Origin of the sequence: Pseudoalteromonas nigrifaciens (assembly GCF_002221505.1) — a bacterium.
GTDB classification, from domain to species: Bacteria; Pseudomonadota; Gammaproteobacteria; order Enterobacterales; family Alteromonadaceae; genus Pseudoalteromonas; species Pseudoalteromonas nigrifaciens.
This window is the reverse complement of sequence record NZ_CP011037.1, coordinates 563959-585931: the sequence shown is the minus strand read 5'-3', so window position 1 is coordinate 585931 and position 21973 is coordinate 563959. Positions and strand designations below refer to the sequence as shown.

Here is a 21973-nt window from a genome sequence, read left to right as displayed (position 1 = left end):
TTAATTAAAAGGATATATTGAATGAAGAAGTTAGCCTCTGTCGTATTTACTGGCTTGGTAATTTCAGGTTGTTCTAGCGTTGTTACTGAGCAAACAGCCGCCATAGATCAACTTACACCATGTAATAAAATTCAAACCTTACTAGGTGCATACGATACCCGTTTTGAATCGCTAAAAACAACCAAAGTAACCACAAAATTTATGGATAGCTGGAGCACTAACTATCACTTAGTGGGTCAACAGTGCCAAATTACTGCGTTTGATCATGACAATGTTATTTACCGCTGTCAAAATAGTTACAAAGAGCAAATGGCTGCTGTAACAGATCATCAAAAAGCTGTCGCTTTTACTCGCCAATGCTTGCTTGAAAGTAATTGGCATGAAAGCCAAAAAGAGTCAAAAAACTCGATTCGTACTACTTTCGTACTTGATGAAAACACCCCTGTTATTTCAATCTACACAGGTAAAACGTTATCTAGTTTAAAATCGTGGTCTACCTCATTAGAAATTGGCAAATCAGTGGCTACTAAACAATAATTTTTTTATAGGGTTTTATGGGTTTTCAAACAAAAACTAGCAAGTCTAAATTTAAAACCGATTGTATTGGAGTTTGCCAACGACGCAGTGGGCTATGTACCGGCTGCGGTCGTACCAATGATGAAATTTTTGAGTGGATTATTTTATCTGAAGATGAAAAAAAGGTGATTTTAGCAACCCCACGAGCCGATTAAGCAATGAATAGCTGGGGTTTTAATAGGTAAGCTAAACATCTGGGTTATAAAACTTTAACTTCAATAATAGACTAAAACTAACTGTTGTTAAATTTAGCCTGTTATTGAACGTTTGAAATAAATGGTATCTACTTTATTACTCATTATTTTTGTATTTATACCTTATAGGTTACCCGCTAGCTAAATTTATATCGGTTTGCGTAGCTTGAAAACAAGCGCTTACAACCTGCTTAAATGATTTATTAATGTCGATACTAATTACATTTAACTCATCTGCTTGGGGGATTTCCAATGTCTCGAATTGACTTTTTAATAGCTCAGTAGGCATAAAGTGCCCTCTTCTATCTTGCATTCGCTGCTTAACTAATTCAAAATTTCCCTGTAAATGTAAAAAAGTAATATTCACATTTCCTTCGCATATTTGCTCTCGGTATTTTTTCTTTAAGGCTGAACAAACAATAACGGCCACTTCATTTTTCTGCTCAATACTAAACGCAGCGTCACGAATTCTTTCTAACCACGGCACCCTATCATCATCATTAAGCGGTTGTCCTGATGACATTTTTAAAATATTTGCTTTGGGATGTAAATCATCGCCATCAATAAATTTAGCGTCCATTTTTTTCGCAAGCGCATAACCAATACTCGACTTTCCGGTGCTTGATACACCCATAATAATAAATATTCGACCCATATTTATGTGGCTCATTTAGCTAATCTCACTCTACTTTTTTAAAAATTCATTAGCTTTGAATGAATTTTTATATTAAGTTACTGGCAACATGTTACGCGTAACTTAATATAATATGAAATTAAACACAAGTTAACCGTCATAATTTGAGTTGGATTTAAGTAGGGAACATATGTCAGATTTATCTTTAATACTAACCGCGGTAGGCTCTATTCTACTGTTACTTTTTTTAGTCATGAAAGTAAGGCTACACGCGGTTGTCGCTTTAATTTTAGTTTCGATGATAGCCGGGCTATTCTCTGGAATGAGCCCACAAATGATCGCTGGAACTATCCAAAAAGGAATGGGCGGCACTTTAGGCTTTGTTGCTGTAGTGGTTGCATTAGGTGCTATGTTTGGCAAAGTAATGGAAGAGACTGGAGCGCTTGACCGTATTGCTCATACCTTATTACATCGTTTTGGCGAGAAAAACGCTAACTGGGCGCTCACCTTTACTGGTTTTATATGTGCTTTACCACTATTTTTTGATGTTGCTGTGGTACTTTTAATTGGTATTGCATTTGCTGTGGTACGTAAAAGCGGTGGTAGTGTTATTAAAATAGGTATCGCATTGCTTGCTGGTATTGCTGCTTGTCAGGCATTTCTTATCCCTGCGCCAGGCCCTATTTTAGTGGCATCTCAACTTGGTGCCGATTACGGTTATATGATTTTATTTGGTTTGCTTGCTGCTATTCCAGCTATGATCATTGGCGGCCCTCTTTGGGGATCGCTAATTGCTAAGTCAATTCATGTTGAACTACCTGAACACGCCCAAAATAATGATAATACTAGAGACGGTGAGGGCGAGCCTAGTTTTGGCTTAGCTCTAGGTTTAATTGCACTGCCATTATTAATGATTGCTTTAAATACGATTGGCTCTCGTTTTGTTGAACAACAATCTAACTTACATCATTGGCTGGAGTTTATCGGTCACCCATTTACTGCAATTCTTGCAGCTTGCTTAATGGCATTTTATTTACTGGGTGTAAAACGTGGTGTGCCTCAAGATCGTATAATGGAAATTTGCAGTAGTGCCTTACAACCTGCTGGCGTTATCATTTTGGTAACAGGCGCTGGGGGAGTATTTAAACAAGTATTGGTTGATTCGGGTGTAGGGGAAGCGCTTGGTAATATGCTTGCGGGATCTGGCTTACCGATTGTTATGTTAGCTTTTATACTAGCAGCCGCTGTACGCGTAATTCAAGGCTCTGCAACTGTTGCTATGCTTACAGCATGCGGTTTAATTATACCTATGTTAGAGCCGCTTGGACTAGATGGCGCTCAACTTGCATCGGTTACTATCGCCATTGGTGGAGGCTCAATCGTTTTATCGCATGTAAATGACTCTGGCTTTTGGTTAGCTAATCGCTACCTTGGCCTAACTGAAATGCAAACGCTGAAAACATGGACGGTGATGGAGACCATTATTGGTACAACGGGTGCTATTGTAGCTATGATTATTTCCCTCTTTTTATAAATTATTTTTATTCAAAACCCTGAATATGTCCGATGCTGTGCTTAAATAGCAGCATCGGTGTTTACTTCGAGTGTTATAGCTTTTACTGTTTGATGGAGGCAAGCACCATATTTCACTTACAACTCAATATTCTAGGTTTAATATTTGGTTGCTTTATGAGTGACATAGTTAATCAAACACTTTCACCTAAATGAATCACATAACCGGTATCACATATTTGCTCATCGGGTATTTCAATATCTGCTGTTGAACTAATACGACTGAGTAATTTAGCCCCCGCAAGGTTACCAATTCGATAACGCGGCGTGATCACACTGGCTAGCTGAGGCACCATAGATTGACCAATATCATGGCCATGAAAGCCTGCAACCCCCATGTGTTGAGGAACAGAAATATTATTTCTTTGACACTCAAAAATAGCACCAATAGCCAAATCATCATTAGTACAAAATATACAGTCAGTATCTGGGTGTTCAGTACGTGTTTTTTGCAATAATTTAGCGCCCAAACTAAACGACGAAGCTTCATTTGTCATCACACTTTTAGGAGTAAGCCCCCTTAGTAACATTGCGTCGCTATAGCCTTGAAACTTCAATTGTGTGCGCATATCTAACCTTGCACCAAGGTAAACAATATTCCGGTAGCCTTTATCTAAAAGCGCATTGGTCATCTCAAAAGCAGCTTTAGCGTTATCAAAACCAACCGCTTGTTGTATTGGAGTGTGATGAATATCCATTATTTCAACCACAGGAATATCCGCCATAGCAATCATTTTTCGGGTTCTGTCGGTATGCGTTGTTTCCGATAATATTAACCCATCAACATGATATGATAATAAATATTCAACTCTCTTTTCTTCAATGTCGGGGCTATAGCCATAATGCGCGAGCATTGTTTGATACCCAGCAGGCTCAGTAATATCTTCAATTCCGCGAATAACTTGCGAAAACACTTGATTAGTTAACGATGGGACAAGCACACCTATAGAGTAGCTTTTGGCATTGGATAATAAATCAGGGGCTTTATTAGCAATATAACCAAGTGAATCTATGGCTGCTTTAATTTTGATTTGAGTTGTTGCTGATACTTTCTCTGGGTTACGTAAATAACGACTTACCGTCATTTTAGTTACCCCTACTGCATCCGCTATATTTTGAAGTGAAGAGCGTTTATTTTTTTTCATCACAGGTAATTAATTTATTATGTTACAAGTAACATAACAATTATAATCGCGGTTAGCCACTTTTAAGCTATTTTTCTAGGTAAATTTAACCTTATTGATAATATCTATACTGCCTAGGCTTACTTAAATCAACTGATTATCAAATTAGATACTTAATTATATGCTTTTCAATGAAAAAAATACAAATGCCTCAGTGTATAGAGGCATTTTAAACGATGTTATTACTTATAAATAGCTTACGCTTTATCGAGCGCTTGACTTACATCTGCAATAATATCGTCGATATTTTCAATACCAATCGATAAACGCACTAAATCACGGCTCACACCCGCATTAGCGAGTTCTTCATCATTAAGCTGACGATGCGTGGTTGATGCAGGATGACACGCTAGCGACTTAGCATCACCGATGTTTACCAAACGCAGTATCATATTGAGTGCGTCGATAAAACGAGTGCCTGCTTCCAAGCCACCTACAATACCAAAACTTAATATACCCGATGCTTTACCATTAGTTGTTTTTTTACACATTGCGTTGTATGGACTTGACGCTAAGCCTGCATAGTTAACCCATGAAACTTTAGGGTGCTTTTGTAAATACTCAGCCACCTTTTGTGCATTTTCGCAGTGACGTTCCATTCGCAAACCTAAGGTTTCAAGGCCAATTAGAATGTCTGATGCATTTTTTGGTGCAAGTGCCGCACCGGTATTTCTAAGCGGAACCACTCTACAGCGACCAATAAACGCGGCTTCTGCAAAGGCTTCGGTATAAACAACATTATGATAAGACGGATCGGGCTCGTTCATCATGGCAAAACGCGTAGCATTTGCTTTCCAATCAAATTTACCTGAGTCAACAATCATGCCGCCAATGGCAGTGCCGTGCCCGTTTATGTATTTAGTTAATGAATGCACCACTATATCGGCACCCAGCTCGAATGGGCGGCATAAGTACGGCGTTGCTACTGTGTTATCAACAATAAGGGGCACACCTTTACTGTGTGCTATTTTGGCTAATCGGGCAATATCAACAATATTACCTGCAGGGTTGCCAATTGATTCACAAAATACTGCTCGAGTATTATCATCTATTGCGTTTTCAAAGGCCTCAAAGTCATCTGCTTTGATCATCCGTGCTTCAATACCTTGGCGTGGTAATGAATGTGCAAATAAGTTGTAAGTGCCGCCATATACTTGGCTAGTACTAACAATGTTGGTGCCAACTTCACATAAACATTGAATTGCGTAAGTAATTGCTGCCATGCCAGAGGCTACAGCCAGTGCGCCTACGCCCCCTTCCATAGCCGCGATACGCTGCTCTAATACTGCGTTAGTTGGGTTCATAATACGGGTGTAAATATTACCAGGTACTTTTAAATCAAATAAATCAGCACCATGCTGGGTGTTATCAAACGTATAAGATGACGTATTATAAATTGGCACTGCTGCAGACTTTGTGGTTGATTCTGATTCGTAGCCATGATGCAGCGCTAAAGATTCTAGTTTCATTAGTATATTCCCTGTTATTAATTCACTTAGCGTTAAATTAGCACTTATATGCTACTAAGTGCACTTGAAATATACTAATGACAATTGAAATTTTTAACCTTTAAAAACAACCACTGTTAACTTTTAAAGCTATAACTAGTTTAGCTGTAAACTAAAACCAATAATAAAGAGTATTACGCCTAAATAAATAATACATGCAGATTCATATTTTTTGATGTCTCACCTGCAATCAGGTCGCACGTGCCTGTATATATCCCTTTGCACACAAATAATACTCCCACTGTTAGTCTATAGTTATTTAAATTTATCAACTTTTGCCGTAAAACACCGTTCCTTTAGGTCGGTGATATAAGGCAATAGTCGCGAAGCGACTAAGTGGGTTGTTCCTTTTTGATTAACTGTATATAATAACAGTATGGTTATTCGCAAAGCTTATAAATTTCGTTTAAAAACAACACCCGATATTAACGCTAAAATGGCGCAATATGCGGGAAATTGTCGATTCTTGTGGAATAAAGCCTTAGCGATTAACTTATTTAAGTTACAGAATAAACAAAAAATTTGCTACTACCAAGAGTTGGATTTCTTTTCCAAACTTTGGAAAAAAAGCGAGGAGTATGGCTTTTTAACACTATCGCCCGCACAAACTATCCAACAAACTGGTTAAGTCTACACCGCAAGTATTCGATAAAGTCCCTGAGCGTAACTCTCCTTGTTTATGCGGTAGTGGTAAAAAGTATAAAAAGTGTTGTGCTTAAATTATAGCTCACAATTTAACCTCCTTTCTCATTCTTTAATATAAAAATGCCACCTGTTAATAACAAGTGGCATTTTATTATTTGCTATAAAGTTCAGCTAAAATAAAGATTCGGCTTTATTTTTACGCTTAACTTATTTTACTATTTTCATTTCATCTAATAAATTTTGGGCATTATCTACCTTGTCCATTACCCATAGCATGTAACGAGAATCTACGTGAATTGAGCGGTTTAGTTCTGGGTTATAATCCCAATCGCCAATGATGCTTTCATATACGCCATCAAACAATAAACCCACCAGCTCGGCTTTACCATTGAGTGTTGGCGAGCCTGAGTTACCGCCGGTTGTATCTACGTTTGATAAAAAGTTAACAGGTACTGTGTTCATGCCGCCGGTGTAATCACCATAAAGCTTGGCTTTAATTTGCTCTTGTAACTTTTTAGGTGCATTAAATGGGTCAACATCGGTGTTTTTAGCTAGTAACCCTTCAAGCGATGTAAAGGGTGTTGCTACCAAGCCATCTTGAGGTGAGTAGCCACCTACCGTGCCGTAAGTTACTCGTAATGTGCTGTTTGCATCTGCATATACGGCCTTATTTTGTGCTTTATTAAAGGCAATAATAGCGCTCATTAACTGCGGGCGAGCAGCTTGTAACTTGCCTGCAAGTGCTTTTGATTTATCTTCCTCAGCTTTCATTACTTTAAATATTGCTTTAGCATATTGCACAAATGGGTCTTGGCTTTGGTTTAGCTGGCTAAACGATTGCTCAAACAATGAATTGCGTACAACTTCGTTATCAAGTGTTGATTTAGTATACATTTGCTCAAGCAATGCACTTTGTTTCGCTTTATCAAAACCATTCTGTAGTTTAAATGCCTTATCAACCTCGCTAAAGCGCTCTTCTTTCGGAAGTGCAGCATAAAGCTCTAAAAAGTGCAGTAAAATAGCTTTATCTACATTGGCATCAAAGCGACGCGTCATACGCTCAAGCCCAGCTTTAATGCGCGGTAAGTCACGCTCTTGGTATCCAGACTCTCGCTCTGCATTTGGCTTTTGTTGCTCATACGCTAAACGGTATAAGCTGCGAGCGGTACTGATCATTTGTGATCTGTGTACATAACCTAACATACGATCGCGCTCGCTATGCAGTTGCGATTGCGCTACTAATGCCGATAGCTCATTTAAAACATCGCCATATTGCTGCTTGCGTGTTTTATCACTATTAATCCATTGAGTTAGTTCTTGCTCAAACTGTTTTTTGCGCTCAAACATGGTGCCTTTTTTAAAGCTTTCTATCATTGAGCCATAGTTTTTAATGTAATTATTGTAACCTGCAATAGTGCTTTCGTAAGCTATACGCGCTTTACTGCCGTCCTCTGCGTTTTCTTCAATAAGTGCTACGTATTTTGAATTATGTTCACGCGCTTTAGGATAGCTGTCGTTAAATACGTTATCTACTTCTGCAGCAATACGGTAACGGTTAGTGCGCCCCGGATAGCCTGTTACCATAACAAAGTCGCCCTCTTGCACACCTTTAGCACTTACACTTAAGTAAGAATCGGGTTCATAAGGTACGTTATCTTCGCTGTACTGTGCTGGTTTACCATCTTTTCCTACATACGCACGGTAAAAACCAAAGTCGCCGGTATGGCGCGGCCACATCCAGTTGTCTATATCACCGCCATATTTACCTACGCCCATAGCGGGAGCGTATGCTAAGCGTACATCTTTTATTTCTAGCGACTTAATGAGGTAATACTCTAAGCCACCATGAAACGAATACACATTACAACGATAGCTCTCATCGGCTTCACACTGAGCCACCAGTGCTTTTTCATTTTTTTCAAGGGCATCGTAGCGTGCTTTAGCACTTAACTGTTGAGTGTCTTTAATTACTTTGTCGGTAACGTTAGTTACGGTTTTAGTAACATAAACACGAGAGCCAGGAGCTGCGGGTAAATCTTGCGCTGGAGTTTTAGCTAAAAAGCCATTTTCTAAAATATTATTATCGGTTGTTGAGTTGTATTGAATAGAGCCATAAGCACAGTGATGGTTTGTTACCACCAAACCTTTTGGCGATACAAATGATGCCGTACAACCACCTAAGCTAATTACCGCATTCATCGGGAATTCGGTTAATTTTGAAATAGATTTAGCATCTATTTCAAGCCCTTTGGCTTTTAATATTGATTCTAATTCTGGAAGCTGATGTGGTTGCCACATGCCTTCATCTGCAATTGCAGTGCTTGAAAGTGTAATTGCTAAAGTTGATGCTATTGTAGCGACAAGAGGTGTTAAACGCATTATAGAGTCCTTTTTATTGTTTCTATAACAGGTTACTCGTGAAGTATTATGCAGGTCAATACCGTGGTAATAAATTGTTACAATGTGGCCTATAAACCTTCATATATAGCGTTAATAGCAAACTGAGGCAGCTATATTTTGTATTTACTTATAACTACTTTATATAATATGTGATTATTTGTGAACTACCCATCGACGCCACTCCGTGTCGATCAATGGGCTTCTACAGCCTTGACTTAGAGACTAGGCTGCTTCTTTTTTCTCAGTTCCAACAGCAAACTTCGATAGCTCGAAGACTTTCGTTTTAATGGCTGATTTCTGCTGAGATGTGGGGGTAACCCTTGCGACGATCCCAGCCGCAATCAAATCTAATTCACCTGTTTTTGCTATGCTTTTAGCCGCTGACAAGTCTCGGCTTTGGTTAGTTTCACAAGCCGTACATGTGAAATTTCTGTCGTTCAATGTTAAAACATGATGTTGGCCGCATTCAGAACAAACCCCAGTGGATTTTTCAAACCTGCCAATCTCGTGATAGAGTTTACCTTCAAGCTCAGTTTTGTATTTTGAAAGCTGAGTAATTAAGCCCATCACATTGTCGGCAACCATGCTGCCATTGAACTTTTGCATCCCTTTTACGTTTAAATCTTCGAACACTAAAATGTCATTTTCATTGGTTATCTGGCGTGAAATTTTGTGTGCAAAGTCGAGCCTTTGCCGTGAGATTTTGCCGTGTAATTTGTTGATGCGTTGTTTGGTTTTTTGCCAGCGATTTGAACCTTTAGTTCGGCGTGCAAGCTGGCGTTGCAATTGATTTAACTTTGTTTTTGACTGCTTTAAAAACTTGGGGTTATCGACCACAAAACCATCTGAGCCAACAACAGTTTGCTTTGAGTTAATGTCAAAACCTGTGATTGTTTTTAAAACTTGTTTAGCTGTTTTGCACTCAACTTCCTGAGTGATGCTGCATCCCCATTTTCCGTGGTGATACTGGATAGTTACAGTCTTGATTTTACTTGCTAGTTTGCGATGCAAGATAATGGGTATCTTGCCTACCTTTGGGATACTGATAGCGCCATTTTCAATGCGGATACAGTGCGAGTTATTGACCGCTCGAAAACTATCGTTGTGACGTTTTTTCTTTTTATATGAGATCTTGTGCTTTGGAAAGCGTTGCAAGCGACCTTTAGTAAAAACATTCTTGAGCGCTAATTCCAGGTCGCGGGCAACTTGTTGAGCTGCCGCAGAATCGAATGCTTTGATCCAGTTAAACTCTTCGAACGTCTTGATATCTTTAAGTAGTGAGGCCATGTCTTTGTAAAACAAAAACGTTTTATCGTGCTCGTATCGACGCATGTTCTCAGACAACAATAAGTTCCAAATGCCACGCGCTGTCGCGCCAAACTCAACGAGTTTAGCTTCTTGCTCTGGCGTAGGATTTAGCCTGTAGTTGTATCTAAGCGTCTTTTTCATATACTGTATAGACTACTGTATGGAAATGAGTTGTCAAGATGGAATATGACACTAAATCTCAATGTAAATATTTAATAGCGCTACATTTAATACTTGTGGTTAAATATAGAAAACAATTGTTAAAAGGTGATGTAGGTGATTTTGTAAAACAAAAAATCACTGAAATTGCAGAGCGCTCAGAATTTAATATCGAAGAGATCGAGGTGGACAAAGATCATATACACATATTGCTAACGATCTCTCCCAATATCAGCGTTGCGAGTTACGTTAGGAAAATTAAACAATCTACAACGCAAAGTCTATGGTCGAGATTTAAATGGTTTAAAAAGCAATTCTGGGTTAAAAAACATTTTGGTCTGACGGATATTTTGTTTGCTCTGTTGGGAATGCGGCTGCTGATACAATTCAAAAATACATTCAAGAGCAGGGCTAACTATTCCGATTCATCCCATCGAAACCGCTTCGCGTCGATCAATGGGTTTTCTCGGAAAATTTCGATAAAACTAAGTAGCGCTGTGTCTCTAAATTGACTTGGGGATAAATTAACAGCCATAGTATATTTATGGTGTTGCCCTTTATTAAGGCACTGATTTTGCCATTTTTTTAAAAGCTGTAAGGCTTGCTTAATAACAAACTTCCCAATGGGGATAATCAACCCATTATGCTCGGCTATTGGAATAAATTCATCGGGCGGTATATTCCCCAGCACTGGGTTATACCAACGTAGCAAAGCTTCCGCGCCGGTAACATGTTTATTTTTAACATCTAACTGCGGTTGGTAATATAGTTCAAATTCATTACGCTGTAACGCACCTTGCATCTGCTCCTCTATCGCAAGGCGACGCTGAATTACTACGTTCATTTGTGGAGTAAAAAACGAGTAACTGTTACGTCCCAAGGCTTTTGCTTGATACATTGCCGTATCTGCATTGCGTAAAAGATCAGACGCTGTATCGCCATTTTCGGGGTACATAGCAACCCCAATACTCATAGTGAGTACAAGTTCTCTCCCTTCAATTTTAAATGGCGAGGTAAAACTTTTCAGTAGCTTTTCTGCAATACATATTGCGTTATAATGACTATTAATACCCCGCAATAGTACAATAAATTCATCTCCTCCTAAACGCCCTATGGTGTCTTCTTTGCGAATGACTTGCTGTAATCTTGCAGCTGATTTAACCAGTAGCTTATCGCCTAGTTCATGGCCAAACGAGTCATTTACTTTTTTAAAGTTATCTAAATCAATAAAAAGTACAGCCACATGCCCCTTGTTTCTTTGTGCTTCAAAAAGCATATGCGATAGTCGGTCAAGTGCTAAAAAGCGGTTAGGTAATGAGGTTAAATTATCATAATAAGCTTGTTTACGGATCAGCTCTTCTGCCTTGTGCTGCTCGGTAATATCTCGAATAATAACCATAACTTGCTGATATTGAGAAACATGGTTAATTCTTGCCTCAAAGTACACAACTCCCAATGGCATGGTTAATTCATATTGAAAGCTCACCATCTGTTTTTGGCTTAAGGCTTGGGAAATATTCTTTCTAAACTTACTGCTAACATCGTCTGGTAATAAATCAAACATACTGCTACCAATAAATTGCTGAGGTAAAGCATAAAGATTACTGCTACTACTGCTACTGGCTTGATAATCAAGGATTTTGCCATCTTCTTGCATTACAAAAAATAGATCAGGAATAGCCTCAAATATTGTTTCCAACATTTTCTCTCTGAACATAGCCTGTTCTTGCGCCTGTTTAACATCGGTTAAGTCAATATCAATACATTTGTTTAATGCCATATTGATTTATAAACATTACATGGCTTGAAAACACCGAAACATCATTATTATTTTTATCACGAAGAGTTAGCTCTGCTGCAGGAATTTCTATGCCATTATTAATCCAATTTCCGTGGCCAGCAACCACGGCCTCTCGTAAATCACTTGGTATAATTAAATCTTCAAGCTTTTTACCTGTTGCTTCAACATTCGTATAACCATAAAGCACTTCGCTGCCTTTATTCCAATAAATAACACGGCGTTGTTCATCATACCCCTGTACAGAAATAGCATTCACAGCATCAAATAATTGATGTAATGGGTCATTAACAACATATTGGTGAGCTAAAGTATGTATATTATTTTTAGATTTCATTCTGATCAATTAATAAATAATACTTAATATTTATAATAGAACGAAATAATTAAATTAACACTTAAAGGAGCGAATAAATGCTTTTAGGTAATGCGGCAATATAAGAGTGTAAAAATAAAAAGGAGCCGTTGCTCCTTTTAGTTATTAGTTTTTAACTCATTAATGTTAATCTTTTTTAGCGTTATTAGGATGCTCAACACCTATCCATGCTTTAAACAACGCCTTTTGTTCACTCGATGCTTGCTTATTAGCAATCACCTTTTTAGGTTTATCAAAATCTTCTGATAAAACTAAACTGGTGCTAGCAAGTGCATCGCGGCGAATATAATCAATTGTAATTTTATCCCCTACTTTATACATTTCTAGGCTGCTGGTTAAATCCTTACCAACGTGATGCTTATTAATAGCAACAATTTTATCATCTGTTGTTAAGCCTGCCTGCCATGCACTGCCACCGCGTTTAACATGCGAAAGCGTAAGGAGTTGGCCGGTATTTTTTGCCACAGCATCTATACTAGCTAAGGCTTTCGCTTTTTCTGGACGCTCAAATGTTAAACCTACTTTATTGAGTAACTCGTCAAAATTTAGTGAAACTGGCGAGTCGACATTAGTTTGCCACCAAGTGTTGTAATCACGCCCGGTTAGGTCTTTTAAAATATTGAGTACATCTAAAGAAGTAAAACCTGCAGGTAATTTATGTTGCTTATAAAGTGCCTTGTGTACATCGCGATAACTTATTTTACCTTGGCTTTTTTCTAGTAAATCAATATCTAAAGCAAGTGATAACAATGAGCCTTCTGAATAAATGTTAGTAGAGTAATTACGCGCGTGGTCCCCGCCTTGGTTTATCCACTTATCAAAGCTGGTTTCGCTGGCGCTTTGTACTTCGCGACCAGGTGTTTGTAAATGACGATTAATTGTTTTACTCAGTAGGTTAAAAAACTCATCAGTGCTTTGAATGCCTGAACGCACTAATAAATGATCTTCGAAATAGCTGGTTGAGCCCTCTGCTATCCAAAGTAATTTAGAGTAATTCATATTGGTGTAATCGTAAGGTGTAAGGCCCGCTGGGCGGTATGCTTTAACGTTCCAAGTATGAATAAATTCATGCGCCGCAGTGCTTATAAAGGCTAAGTAATCTTCGCGTTTAGCAAATCGGTCTCGCGGACGCTGAATAATAGTCGAATTTAAATGCTCAGTAGCACCACCCGCTCCCGATGTTGCATGCACCATAAATACATAACGTTCATACGGGTAGCCATCCCAAATAACATTGCCAGTAGCCACTAACTTTTTTAGATCCGTTAGCATGAGCTCTACATCATAATTACCATCGCCCCATATAACTAAATCGTATTCACGGCCATCAACTTTAAAGGTGTGTAATTGGTTAATACCTGTCTCGATTGGTGAATCTACAAGTACGTCATAATCTGCCGCCTTAAATGTATTTTTACCTTTGTTATTTTTCATTCCAGAAACAGATCGCCACTGTTTAGGCATCTCTAAATTAACCGTAACGGGCTCTTGTCGAAATGAGTCACTAAACATAAAAAAGCCTGATGCATCAATAAATGCATGGCTGTCATCAATATGACGCGCACGTTTGCCAAGCTCATTTGCGTATACTTGATATTCTAAGTTCACTTTAGTTGGCTTATTTAAGTGTACACGCCAAGTGCTGTGATCAATTTTTTCCCACTTTAGGGTGTTACCCGCACTGTCTTTTGCATCAAAGTAACGCACCCCATTGGCTAAATTTAATATTTCGTAACGCCCAGTGCGCCATGCAGGTAATTTAATGTCTAAATGCGCTTGTGCCGTTTTAGGAAACTCTACCGTAACATTACCTAAGTGATGCTGTGGCTGAGAAATGTTTAATGAATAATTTACATCAGCAAACGTAGGGGCAGAACATGCGGCTAAAATAGACAGCGCTAATAGCTTTTTCATAATGGCTCATAAAGATAACTTAGTGTGTAAAGAAGACTAACAAGGCGCTATTTAAAAGTGAATTAAAAGCGATAAATAGACTTTTAGATACGTTTATTGACAATATCTTATTAAAATGCAAAGTTTTTAATGAGATAACTACACTTAATATAAATTTGTTGTAAACTTAACTGATACTAATTAACACAATGGCGGTATGTTTAGGTGCCTGATAAATCTAATTCTATGGACAAAAAACTCAAACAAGCTATTGAGCAACGAATAGTAATTGAGAGCGCAAGGAAAACTCAAGTAGACACTCTGTCAAATTTTGCAGCTAAATTGTCTTTAAGCTGTAAGGGTCTTGATATTGAATTAGATAATCGTCTAGCTAAATTTAGAAGCGCGCTTAATAAAGGGGTTAGCTTTGAGCACTTATCGCCGTTAATTAATGATATTTTAGTACTTTTAAAAAGCCAAGAAGCCACCCAACTCGCCCATCAGCGAGATTTACGCACAAGTGTAAAAAATGCTGGCAAGCAATTACAAAAAACCAATGGCTTACCTGACGACACACGCAGAGCGCTGCGTAACTTGTTAGATAATGAGCTTAATAACGTTCAGTCAACCCATGGTTTTATACCGCTATTAAATCAATTAATTACTATTTATAACCAAGCGTTACAGACTAAATTTAATGCAATACCCGCAGAGCAACATACCGACACTCCAGTAATTGCTAAAAAGTTATTAGAACTTGCCCACCAGCTGGTACTTGAAGATGAAGCTGCAGAGCAAATTCAATCAATAATAACTGCCATTTTACAAAGTAATACAGTAGATGACTTACTCGCTGCCGCAATTGAAATTATTAGTATTATTGTAAAAAATATTAATAACGAGCGCCAATCTGCGCAAAGTTTTTTAGTGTCTTTAAATAAAACCTTAGAAGAGTTACACCATTCGATTTTTTCGACTAGTAAACATTCCGAATCTATGGGGATTGAGTTTGACGCATTAAATAAACGTATTAAAACTAAAATTAATAATCTTAATGAGCAAACCAAGAGTACCACCTCAATTTCATCGTTAAGAAAATTAGTTGATCATGAATTAAAGTCCCTCGGTGAAGATTTTATTGCCAAAGAAGAACTTGAACGCAAAGATCGAAAAATACTTATAACCAGCTTTGATGAAATAAATAATCGTATTGGCAGCTTAGAAAATAAACTCACTAAATATAAAAAGCGCCTTAACGATCAACGTTTTAAAAGCCTGCTCGATAGCCTAACTAAACTGCCAAATAGAGCCGCCTTCGATGAGCGCTATAATCACGAAATGCACTTATTTAATGTGCAAGCATCCGATGTTACTCTAGCGGTAATAGACGTAGATTATTTTAAGTCAATAAACGACAGGTTTGGTCATACGGCTGGAGATATTACGCTACAAGTTATTGCTAAAGCCTTGCAAAAATCGATAGAAAAAACAGACTTTATAGCGCGTTATGGCGGCGAAGAATTTGTACTCTTAATGCCAGGCACCTCTTTAGAGCATGCCATTCCACAACTCGAAAAACTTAAAAAGAATATAAAAAAGATCCCGTTTAAGTTTAAAGATAAGCAAATAGAAATTACAGTGTCACTTGGTGCAACTCAGTTTAAACAAGGTGACACATTATTAAAGGCATTTGATAGAGCAGACGATGCTTTATATGAAGCCAAAAACGCAGGTCGGGATCGTCTGTGTATACGTAAATAATGTTATTTAGCTCAATTTTTTTGAGTTTTATAACTAGCTAGTTTTTTACATTTTATGCCAATTGTATTAAATGAGTCGTTAATTATAGCAACCGCTCTAAAAAAGTACGGCGCCTTATATATTACTTATATAAGTTCAAGTGCCCTTAATGAGCTTAACCTGCTAGAACAATCAACACTTGCACCCAATTGGTATTAAACAGCAAGGAGAATGCCGATGTTAATACAGTTAAACCCAACTGGGGTTTTAGATTTACTGTCGCAATTAGAAGTTGATTTATTAGAGCAATCTTCTGCTAGTGAACGCTATCGATTATTTAGAAACTGCGCGCTTGCCGTCCTCAACGTAGGCAGCCATACAGATGAAAGTAGCGACATCTACGATAAATACCAAGACTTTGATATTCGTTTAGTTAGCCGTGAGCGCGGCATAAAAATAGAACTAATTAACGCACCTGATACCGCATTTGTTGATGGTGAAATTATTACCGGTATTCACGAACATATATTTTCTGTGATCCGCGATATTTTATTTATATGTCAAAAATACGAAAAAGATCTTAAAGAACAAAAAGCCATTACCCACATGGTTTTTGATATGCTCAGAAATGCCGATGCACTAAAAGTAAACAGCGAACCAAGCATGATTGTATGTTGGGGTGGGCATTCGATTAGTGAAGTTGAGTATAAATATACCAAACAAGTAGGCTATGAGCTGGGCCTGCGCGGCTTAAACATTTGTACCGGCTGTGGCCCTGGCGCTATGAAAGGCCCAATGAAAGGCGCTACTATTGGCCACGCTAAGCAGCGCATTAAAAACAATCGTTATTTAGGATTAACCGAGCCCAGCATTATTGCAGCAGAGCCGCCTAACCCAATTGTAAATGAATTAGTCATTTTACCCGACATAGAAAAACGTTTAGAAGCCTTTATACGCACAGCTCACGCTATTATTATTTTTCCTGGTGGCGCTGGTACTGCTGAAGAGTTTCTTTATTTATTAGGGATATTATTACACCCAGAAAATGACAAGCAGTGCCTACCGGTTATTTTAACAGGACCCAAACAAAGTGAAGCCTACTTTAAAGAGCTGTGCCACTTTATTGAAATGACACTGGGTGTAGAAGCACTCAGCAAATTTGAAGTTATTATAGATAACCCACAATTAGTGGCGCAAAAATTAAAGTCGACCATGGCTAATGTTCGCGACTATCGTAAAAGCCAAGGCGATGCATACTATTTTAACTGGACATTAAAAATAGAAAATGAATTTCAACAGCCGTTTATACCATCACATGAACAAATGGCGAACCTAGACTTGCACCTAGAACAACCAAAACAGTTATTAGCTGCAAATTTACGCCGCGCATTTTCGGGCATTGTTGCCGGTAATGTTAAAGAAGAAGGCGTAAAAGCAATTAAACAACATGGGCCTTATATTCTAAGTGGCGAGCCTAGTTTAATGAAAGCAATGGATAAGTTATTACAAGCTTATGTTGACGAGGGAAGAATGAAACTGCCCGGCAGTAAATATGTCCCCTGCTACACAATCAAGGCGTGAGTTCTGTATTGAAACCCCATTTATTACTTATTGATGCGCTTAATTTAATTAGGCGCATTTACGCGGTAGACGCGAATCAAAAACATCACAGTGATGAGCAAATGCTTAAAGCAAGCTGCTCACGTGTAGCGCATGCCTGCTCAAAACTTTTAAGCAGCACTAAAGCAACCCATGCCATTGCCGTATTTGATGGCGATAAAAGTTGGCGCTATCATTTTTATAAAGATTACAAACACTCCCGTGCTCCTATGCCACAAATACTTAAAGATGCATTAGTGCAATTTAAAGCCGCCATTGAAGAAACCGGTATTGTAGTGTTTGAACCAATAAACGATGAAGCTGATGATATTATTGCAACCCTTGCAAATAAGGCATCACATAACAACATCAGCAGTGTGATTGTCTCAACTGATAAAGGCTTTTTACCTTTTTTAAATGAGCATATAGCTGTGTATGATTATTTTAAAAAACATTATTTAGATCAAGATAGTATTAAGCAACGCTTTGGCGTTGAGCAAAAAAAACTAGTAGAGTTTTGGGCATTTGCTGGCGATAAAACCAATGATATTCCGGGCGTAAAAGGCATAGGCACTAAATCGGCGCAGCTACTAGTTAATAACTATAGCTCTGTCGAGGATGCACTCAATGACGATGCTCTTAATGCCAGCTTACGTAAAAAGCTAACTGAAAATATGGATATGTATGTTATTTCAAAGCAACTGGTTAGTTTACGCACCGATATAAACTTAGGCTTTAGTTTAAAGCAGTTAAGGCTTAATTAGTCGCAAGTTAATAGCACTGCCGTACGACAATACGTATACTATTAGTAGTGATGGTTAGTAGAGTAAGTAATGTTCAAAAAGTTTTTTAGATATTTAATTTTAGGTTTAGGGCTGTATGCGCTAATAGCCACGTTAGTGATCGTTTTTTATAAAGATGATCCACAAGCTATGATTTGGCAAGACAGAGAAGCCTATAATAAACGCTATATCGAAAAGCTAAAAATAGAAGACACTGCAACCCTCAATAGTGTACTCGAATATTTAGGTAGCCCAGATCTTACCTTTGCTAAGCGTGATGAGGAGCAAGTATGGCAAATTGTTTTTTATCGTACCCAGCATAAAACATCTGACGGCATTACTACTATAGATGAATGTACCGGCTTATTATTTAAAAACGGGCAGCTCATTTTATGGGGTCCCAGTGCTTACGATCAATATCTAAAACCAGGTTAGGGAAACGGCATAATGGATGAGCCTGTATCAATAAAGCTAAAAAGGTTGCTTGAGCATACGCAGCTATTTTTAGCTTCATACAATAATAAAAAACAATGGCCTACCTTTTATCCGCTAGTGTGCAAACTTGCAGAGCAATACCGAACCCTTTATAAGCAAAATCCGAGTGCTCTACAAGCGCAACTTATGCTTTATAAAACTCAGTACGACTTTGCTACCAACCTTGTAATTAACCAATGTATTTTAACAACCGCACTGTGCGTAAGCCAAAATTACGATGACGAACTAAGTGAGCTGTATATTAGTGCGTCATTAATTGAGCACTTGTGCGTAGGCGCTCAACTTAATAAACTGTCCAAACAAATAGCGTTTACCAGTACCGAAAGCCAAATATGGCAATTACGCCACAAACTTGCAGCGCGCGTATTACTAACCGCAAAGCAACCTGCCCATAGTATTACTCAAGTATTAGCTAAACTGAGTAAATATAAACACGCTTTAGTAAGCACCCCTAAAATAATGTTATACGATGGCGGCACAATAATTGTGGCGTTAGCTAATATTTTGGCAGTTAACCTCACGTGTAATGCAGCAAATCAGCAAATAAATTTTTATAAAGCGATAGGCGACTTATATTTGCGAACCCCAAATTTATTTGCTCAGCGGCTCTTAAAATCATTAATTGCGCATATTGGTCCTTTGCTCCCCGGGAGCCGAGTTTTATATGCCGAACAAGCAATGATTTATTTAGCAACCGACGCCGAGCAGCGCCACATACTTATTAAAAGCTTAAAGAACAAAATAGTTTGGTACAGGGTAAAAGCAACGCTTAACGATAACGCAGTACAATGGCTATGCGCTGATAAACGTATACTTTATAAAGTGTGGGATACTGAATATGTAAATATAAAAGCCGCAACTCCCAGTACCCAAAGCACATTATATGATCTAATTGGGCTTATTAAACTGCAACAAGAGTATAGCTTTAACAATATAAATACTTTATTAGCCCCACACCCTAATGTTATTAAAAGCTTATGCCAAGCAGTTAAACCATATAACAAAGAGCATCAAGCCGCTAAAAATTTAACGCATAGTTTGTCTATGGTTGGCTACAATAATGCCCCTGCTATTATACAGCGCGTGGTGTTTGAGCAACTAGTTTTTGCTATTCCGCATCCTTTACATGCTTTTTTAGTTAATCGACTCAAATGTATGGTCGATATAATGAGGCTATTGGTCTATAACAATAAGCAATATCAGTTTGAGCATATTTGTTTACCTTTATATGCTTACGCGCATTACTTATTAATACATTGTAGTACGCAACTTTCAAGAAAGACGCCTATAGCGCACGCCCCCAATAAATCATCCGATACACCTATGTGCGCATTTTTTGGCATAGAAAACATGGATAGTAAGCATTTAAATCAGCAGTTATCAGCGCTTTTAAGTGATAACCCATGGACCTTTGCATTATTAGATGCCGAACAAGTAGCTAAAAACGAACTCACTGAGCAAAGTAAGTTATGGGTAGCATTTAAAGTCGTGGCGCAAAGCGTGTTTAAGCCAAAAACAGCATTAACACCTTGGCAACAGCAAACACTTAAGCAGCAATTAATAGCCCAGGGCTGGGACAATCAAGCCGATTTTTATGACAAACTTCAAACATTAGCTTTGTTTGATAGTATTTAAGCTACTTATTTTAACTATAAACAGCGGTTATACCCAGTATTAATAGTATAAACTGGCAAAATGACTTAATAATTGGTATAAATGCGCCCTTGAACTCTCAAGCTCGTTCACATAAATTTTCTAACAAGCAGTTGCTCCCTCGGAGCCACAATTTATGTGCAAATCAAACTCTTTAAAGGATAAGTTAATGGCCAAACAAACCATAACAGTGATCAAAGGCGACGGCATCGGCCCTAGCATTATCGACTCAGCACTTGAAATACTAAAAGCCGCAGGATGCGATTTTGATTATGAATTTGTTGATGCTGGCCTAGCTGCACTTGAAAAAACAGGTGAGTTACTTCCGCAAGACACAATCGATACTATCGCTAAAAACAAAATCACCTTAAAAGGTCCTTTAACAACGCCAGTTGGTGAAGGCTTTACTTCTATAAACGTAACACTACGTAAGCAATTTGGTTTGTACGCAAACGTACGTCCTGTTAAATCGTTTGTAGGCACAAAAGCACGTTATGATGATATTGATATCATCACTATTCGTGAAAACACCCAAGGTATGTACTCTGGCGCTGGTCAAATTGTAAGTGAAGATGGTAACGAAGCAGAAGCAAAATCTGTTATTACTCGCGAAGGCGCAGAAAAAATCGTAACGTTTGCTTACGAGCTAGCAGTACGTGAAGGCCGTAAAAAAGTAACAGCGGTACATAAAGCAAATATTTTAAAATCTACTTCAGGCCTGTTTTTAAAAGTAGCGCGTGAAGTTGCAGAACGTTTCCCAGAAATTGAATCAACCGAAATGATTGTTGATGCAACCTGTATGAAACTAGTAATGACGCCAGAAGAGTTTGACGTAATAGTAACCACAAACTTATTTGGTGATATTTTATCAGACCTATGTGCTGGTTTAGTTGGCGGCTTAGGCATGGCACCAGGTGCTAACATTGGCGAAGATACTGCAATTTTTGAAGCAGTACACGGCAGTGCGCCTGATATTGCAGGTAAAAACCTAGCTAACCCTACTTCTGTAATTTTAGCGTCTATTCAAATGCTTGAGCATTTAAATATGGGCGACACCGCAGAGCGCATTAGAAGTGCAGTTGCTGATGTGATTAAGTCAGGCGATCGTACTACTCGCGATTTAGGCGGCAGCCACGGTACAACAGACTTTACTCAAGCTGTTATCGACCGTTTGTAATATAAAGTATAAAGTACATACATAAGTACTTGTAAGCGTACTGATATAAAAAGCCAGCAATTGCTGGCTTTTTAATATTCAAAATTGCAAACCTGCATAAAACCTCCCCCCACTTACTTTAAAACCTCAAAAAACAACTAACTCCAGCACAAAAATAGCATGATGAGAAAAAATAATGCAGAAAAGCCATTTCACAGTTGACATACTCCCTCAAAACCCTTAAAAATAACCACATACACAATTTTAGTTTAAAGCAGTATTAACGCTTTGTAATAGAGTA

At 38.2% G+C, this 21973-nt stretch carries 16 protein-coding genes and 3 pseudogenes; 12 read left to right on the top strand and 7 right to left on the bottom strand.

All coding sequences use genetic code 11. The annotated features are described in order from the left end of the window. Nucleotides 1-21: 21 nt before the first annotated feature. The gene (locus tag PNIG_RS19165) at nucleotides 22-537 is read left to right on the top strand and encodes a hypothetical protein (protein ID WP_086997539.1); all 516 of its coding nucleotides are present in this window, start codon (nucleotides 22-24) and stop codon (nucleotides 535-537) included. A 17-nt stretch (nucleotides 538-554) separates the two neighbouring features. Then, the gene (locus PNIG_RS19160; RefSeq protein WP_086997542.1) at nucleotides 555-731 is read left to right on the top strand and encodes a DUF1289 domain-containing protein; all 177 of its coding nucleotides are present in this window, start codon (nucleotides 555-557) and stop codon (nucleotides 729-731) included. Between the two features lie 169 nt (nucleotides 732-900). Here PNIG_RS19160 and PNIG_RS19155 read toward each other — a convergent pair whose 3' ends face one another. Further along, nucleotides 901-1440: a gluconokinase gene (locus tag PNIG_RS19155; RefSeq protein ID WP_208619501.1), complete on the bottom strand. Its 540-nt coding sequence runs from the start codon at nucleotides 1438-1440 to the stop codon at nucleotides 901-903. 154 nt (nucleotides 1441-1594) lie between these two features. Here PNIG_RS19155 and gntU point away from each other — a divergent pair, with 154 nt between their 5' ends. After that, nucleotides 1595-2938 carry a gluconate transporter gene (gntU, locus tag PNIG_RS19150; RefSeq protein WP_089369281.1) on the top strand — a complete coding sequence of 448 codons (1344 nt, stop codon included), beginning with the start codon at nucleotides 1595-1597 and terminating at the stop codon, nucleotides 2936-2938. A gap of 172 nt (nucleotides 2939-3110) precedes the next feature. On the opposite strand, the gene gntR is transcribed toward gntU, so the two are convergent. Together gntR and PNIG_RS19140 are read right to left on the bottom strand one after the other, a co-directional pair. Then, nucleotides 3111-4121 (bottom strand): gluconate operon transcriptional repressor GntR, encoded by a 1011-nt coding sequence (gene gntR, locus PNIG_RS19145; RefSeq protein ID WP_089369280.1) that lies wholly within the window; start codon nucleotides 4119-4121, stop codon nucleotides 3111-3113. Between the two features lie 236 nt (nucleotides 4122-4357). Further along, entirely contained in the window at nucleotides 4358-5629 is a 1272-nt protein-coding gene (locus PNIG_RS19140) for an O-acetylhomoserine aminocarboxypropyltransferase/cysteine synthase family protein (protein WP_086997553.1), read from the bottom strand. Between the two features lie 415 nt (nucleotides 5630-6044). On the opposite strand from PNIG_RS19140, the gene PNIG_RS19130 reads away from it, so the two are divergent. Both PNIG_RS19130 and PNIG_RS19125 read left to right on the top strand, forming a co-directional pair. Further along, nucleotides 6045-6296, top strand: a complete 252-nt coding sequence (locus tag PNIG_RS19130; protein ID WP_225740920.1) for a helix-turn-helix domain-containing protein — start codon at nucleotides 6045-6047, stop codon at nucleotides 6294-6296. After that, nucleotides 6286-6387, top strand: a pseudogene (locus tag PNIG_RS19125) (SEC-C metal-binding domain-containing protein); the annotation flags it as partial. The gene PNIG_RS19130 and the pseudogene PNIG_RS19125, both read left to right, overlap by 11 nt. Nucleotides 6388-6520: 133 nt before the next feature. Here PNIG_RS19125 and PNIG_RS19120 read toward each other — a convergent pair. Both PNIG_RS19120 and PNIG_RS19115 read right to left on the bottom strand, forming a co-directional pair. Then, the gene (locus PNIG_RS19120; RefSeq protein ID WP_086997434.1) at nucleotides 6521-8692 is read right to left on the bottom strand and encodes a S46 family peptidase; all 2172 of its coding nucleotides are present in this window, start codon (nucleotides 8690-8692) and stop codon (nucleotides 6521-6523) included. Nucleotides 8693-8935: 243 nt separating this feature from the next. Then, complete coding sequence (locus PNIG_RS19115) at nucleotides 8936-10162, bottom strand: RNA-guided endonuclease InsQ/TnpB family protein (RefSeq protein ID WP_089369279.1); 1227 nt, start codon at nucleotides 10160-10162, stop codon at nucleotides 8936-8938. 38 nt (nucleotides 10163-10200) lie between these two features. Here PNIG_RS19115 and tnpA point away from each other — a divergent pair. Beyond that, nucleotides 10201-10595 (top strand): annotated as a pseudogene (gene tnpA / locus PNIG_RS20435) (IS200/IS605 family transposase). A 60-nt stretch (nucleotides 10596-10655) separates the two neighbouring features. Here the strand turns inward: tnpA and PNIG_RS19105 are convergent. Together PNIG_RS19105 and PNIG_RS19100 are read right to left on the bottom strand one after the other, a co-directional pair. Next, nucleotides 10656-12315 (bottom strand): annotated as a pseudogene (locus tag PNIG_RS19105) (sensor domain-containing protein); the annotation flags it as partial. 165 nt (nucleotides 12316-12480) lie between these two features. Beyond that, nucleotides 12481-14268, bottom strand: a complete 1788-nt coding sequence (locus PNIG_RS19100; RefSeq protein WP_089369278.1) for a M61 family metallopeptidase — start codon at nucleotides 14266-14268, stop codon at nucleotides 12481-12483. Between the two features lie 225 nt (nucleotides 14269-14493). Between PNIG_RS19100 and PNIG_RS19095 the strand changes: the two genes are divergently transcribed. From PNIG_RS19095 to PNIG_RS19070, 6 genes are all read left to right on the top strand, one after another. Next, nucleotides 14494-16008: a GGDEF domain-containing protein gene (locus PNIG_RS19095; protein WP_089369277.1), complete on the top strand. Its 1515-nt coding sequence runs from the start codon at nucleotides 14494-14496 to the stop codon at nucleotides 16006-16008. A 216-nt stretch (nucleotides 16009-16224) separates the two neighbouring features. Further along, nucleotides 16225-17568, top strand: a complete 1344-nt coding sequence (gene ppnN / locus PNIG_RS19090; protein ID WP_089369276.1) for a nucleotide 5'-monophosphate nucleosidase PpnN — start codon at nucleotides 16225-16227, stop codon at nucleotides 17566-17568. A gap of 8 nt (nucleotides 17569-17576) precedes the next feature. Next, nucleotides 17577-18350: a flap endonuclease Xni gene (gene xni / locus PNIG_RS19085; RefSeq protein WP_089369275.1), complete on the top strand. Its 774-nt coding sequence runs from the start codon at nucleotides 17577-17579 to the stop codon at nucleotides 18348-18350. A 69-nt stretch (nucleotides 18351-18419) separates the two neighbouring features. Next, the gene (locus PNIG_RS19080; RefSeq protein ID WP_089369274.1) at nucleotides 18420-18803 is read left to right on the top strand and encodes a DUF3192 domain-containing protein; all 384 of its coding nucleotides are present in this window, start codon (nucleotides 18420-18422) and stop codon (nucleotides 18801-18803) included. A 12-nt stretch (nucleotides 18804-18815) separates the two neighbouring features. Then, entirely contained in the window at nucleotides 18816-20498 is a 1683-nt protein-coding gene (locus PNIG_RS19075; RefSeq protein WP_089369273.1) for a hypothetical protein, read from the top strand. A 187-nt stretch (nucleotides 20499-20685) separates the two neighbouring features. Further along, entirely contained in the window at nucleotides 20686-21693 is a 1008-nt protein-coding gene (locus tag PNIG_RS19070; protein ID WP_011330089.1) for an isocitrate dehydrogenase, read from the top strand. Nucleotides 21694-21973: the final 280 nt, after the last annotated feature.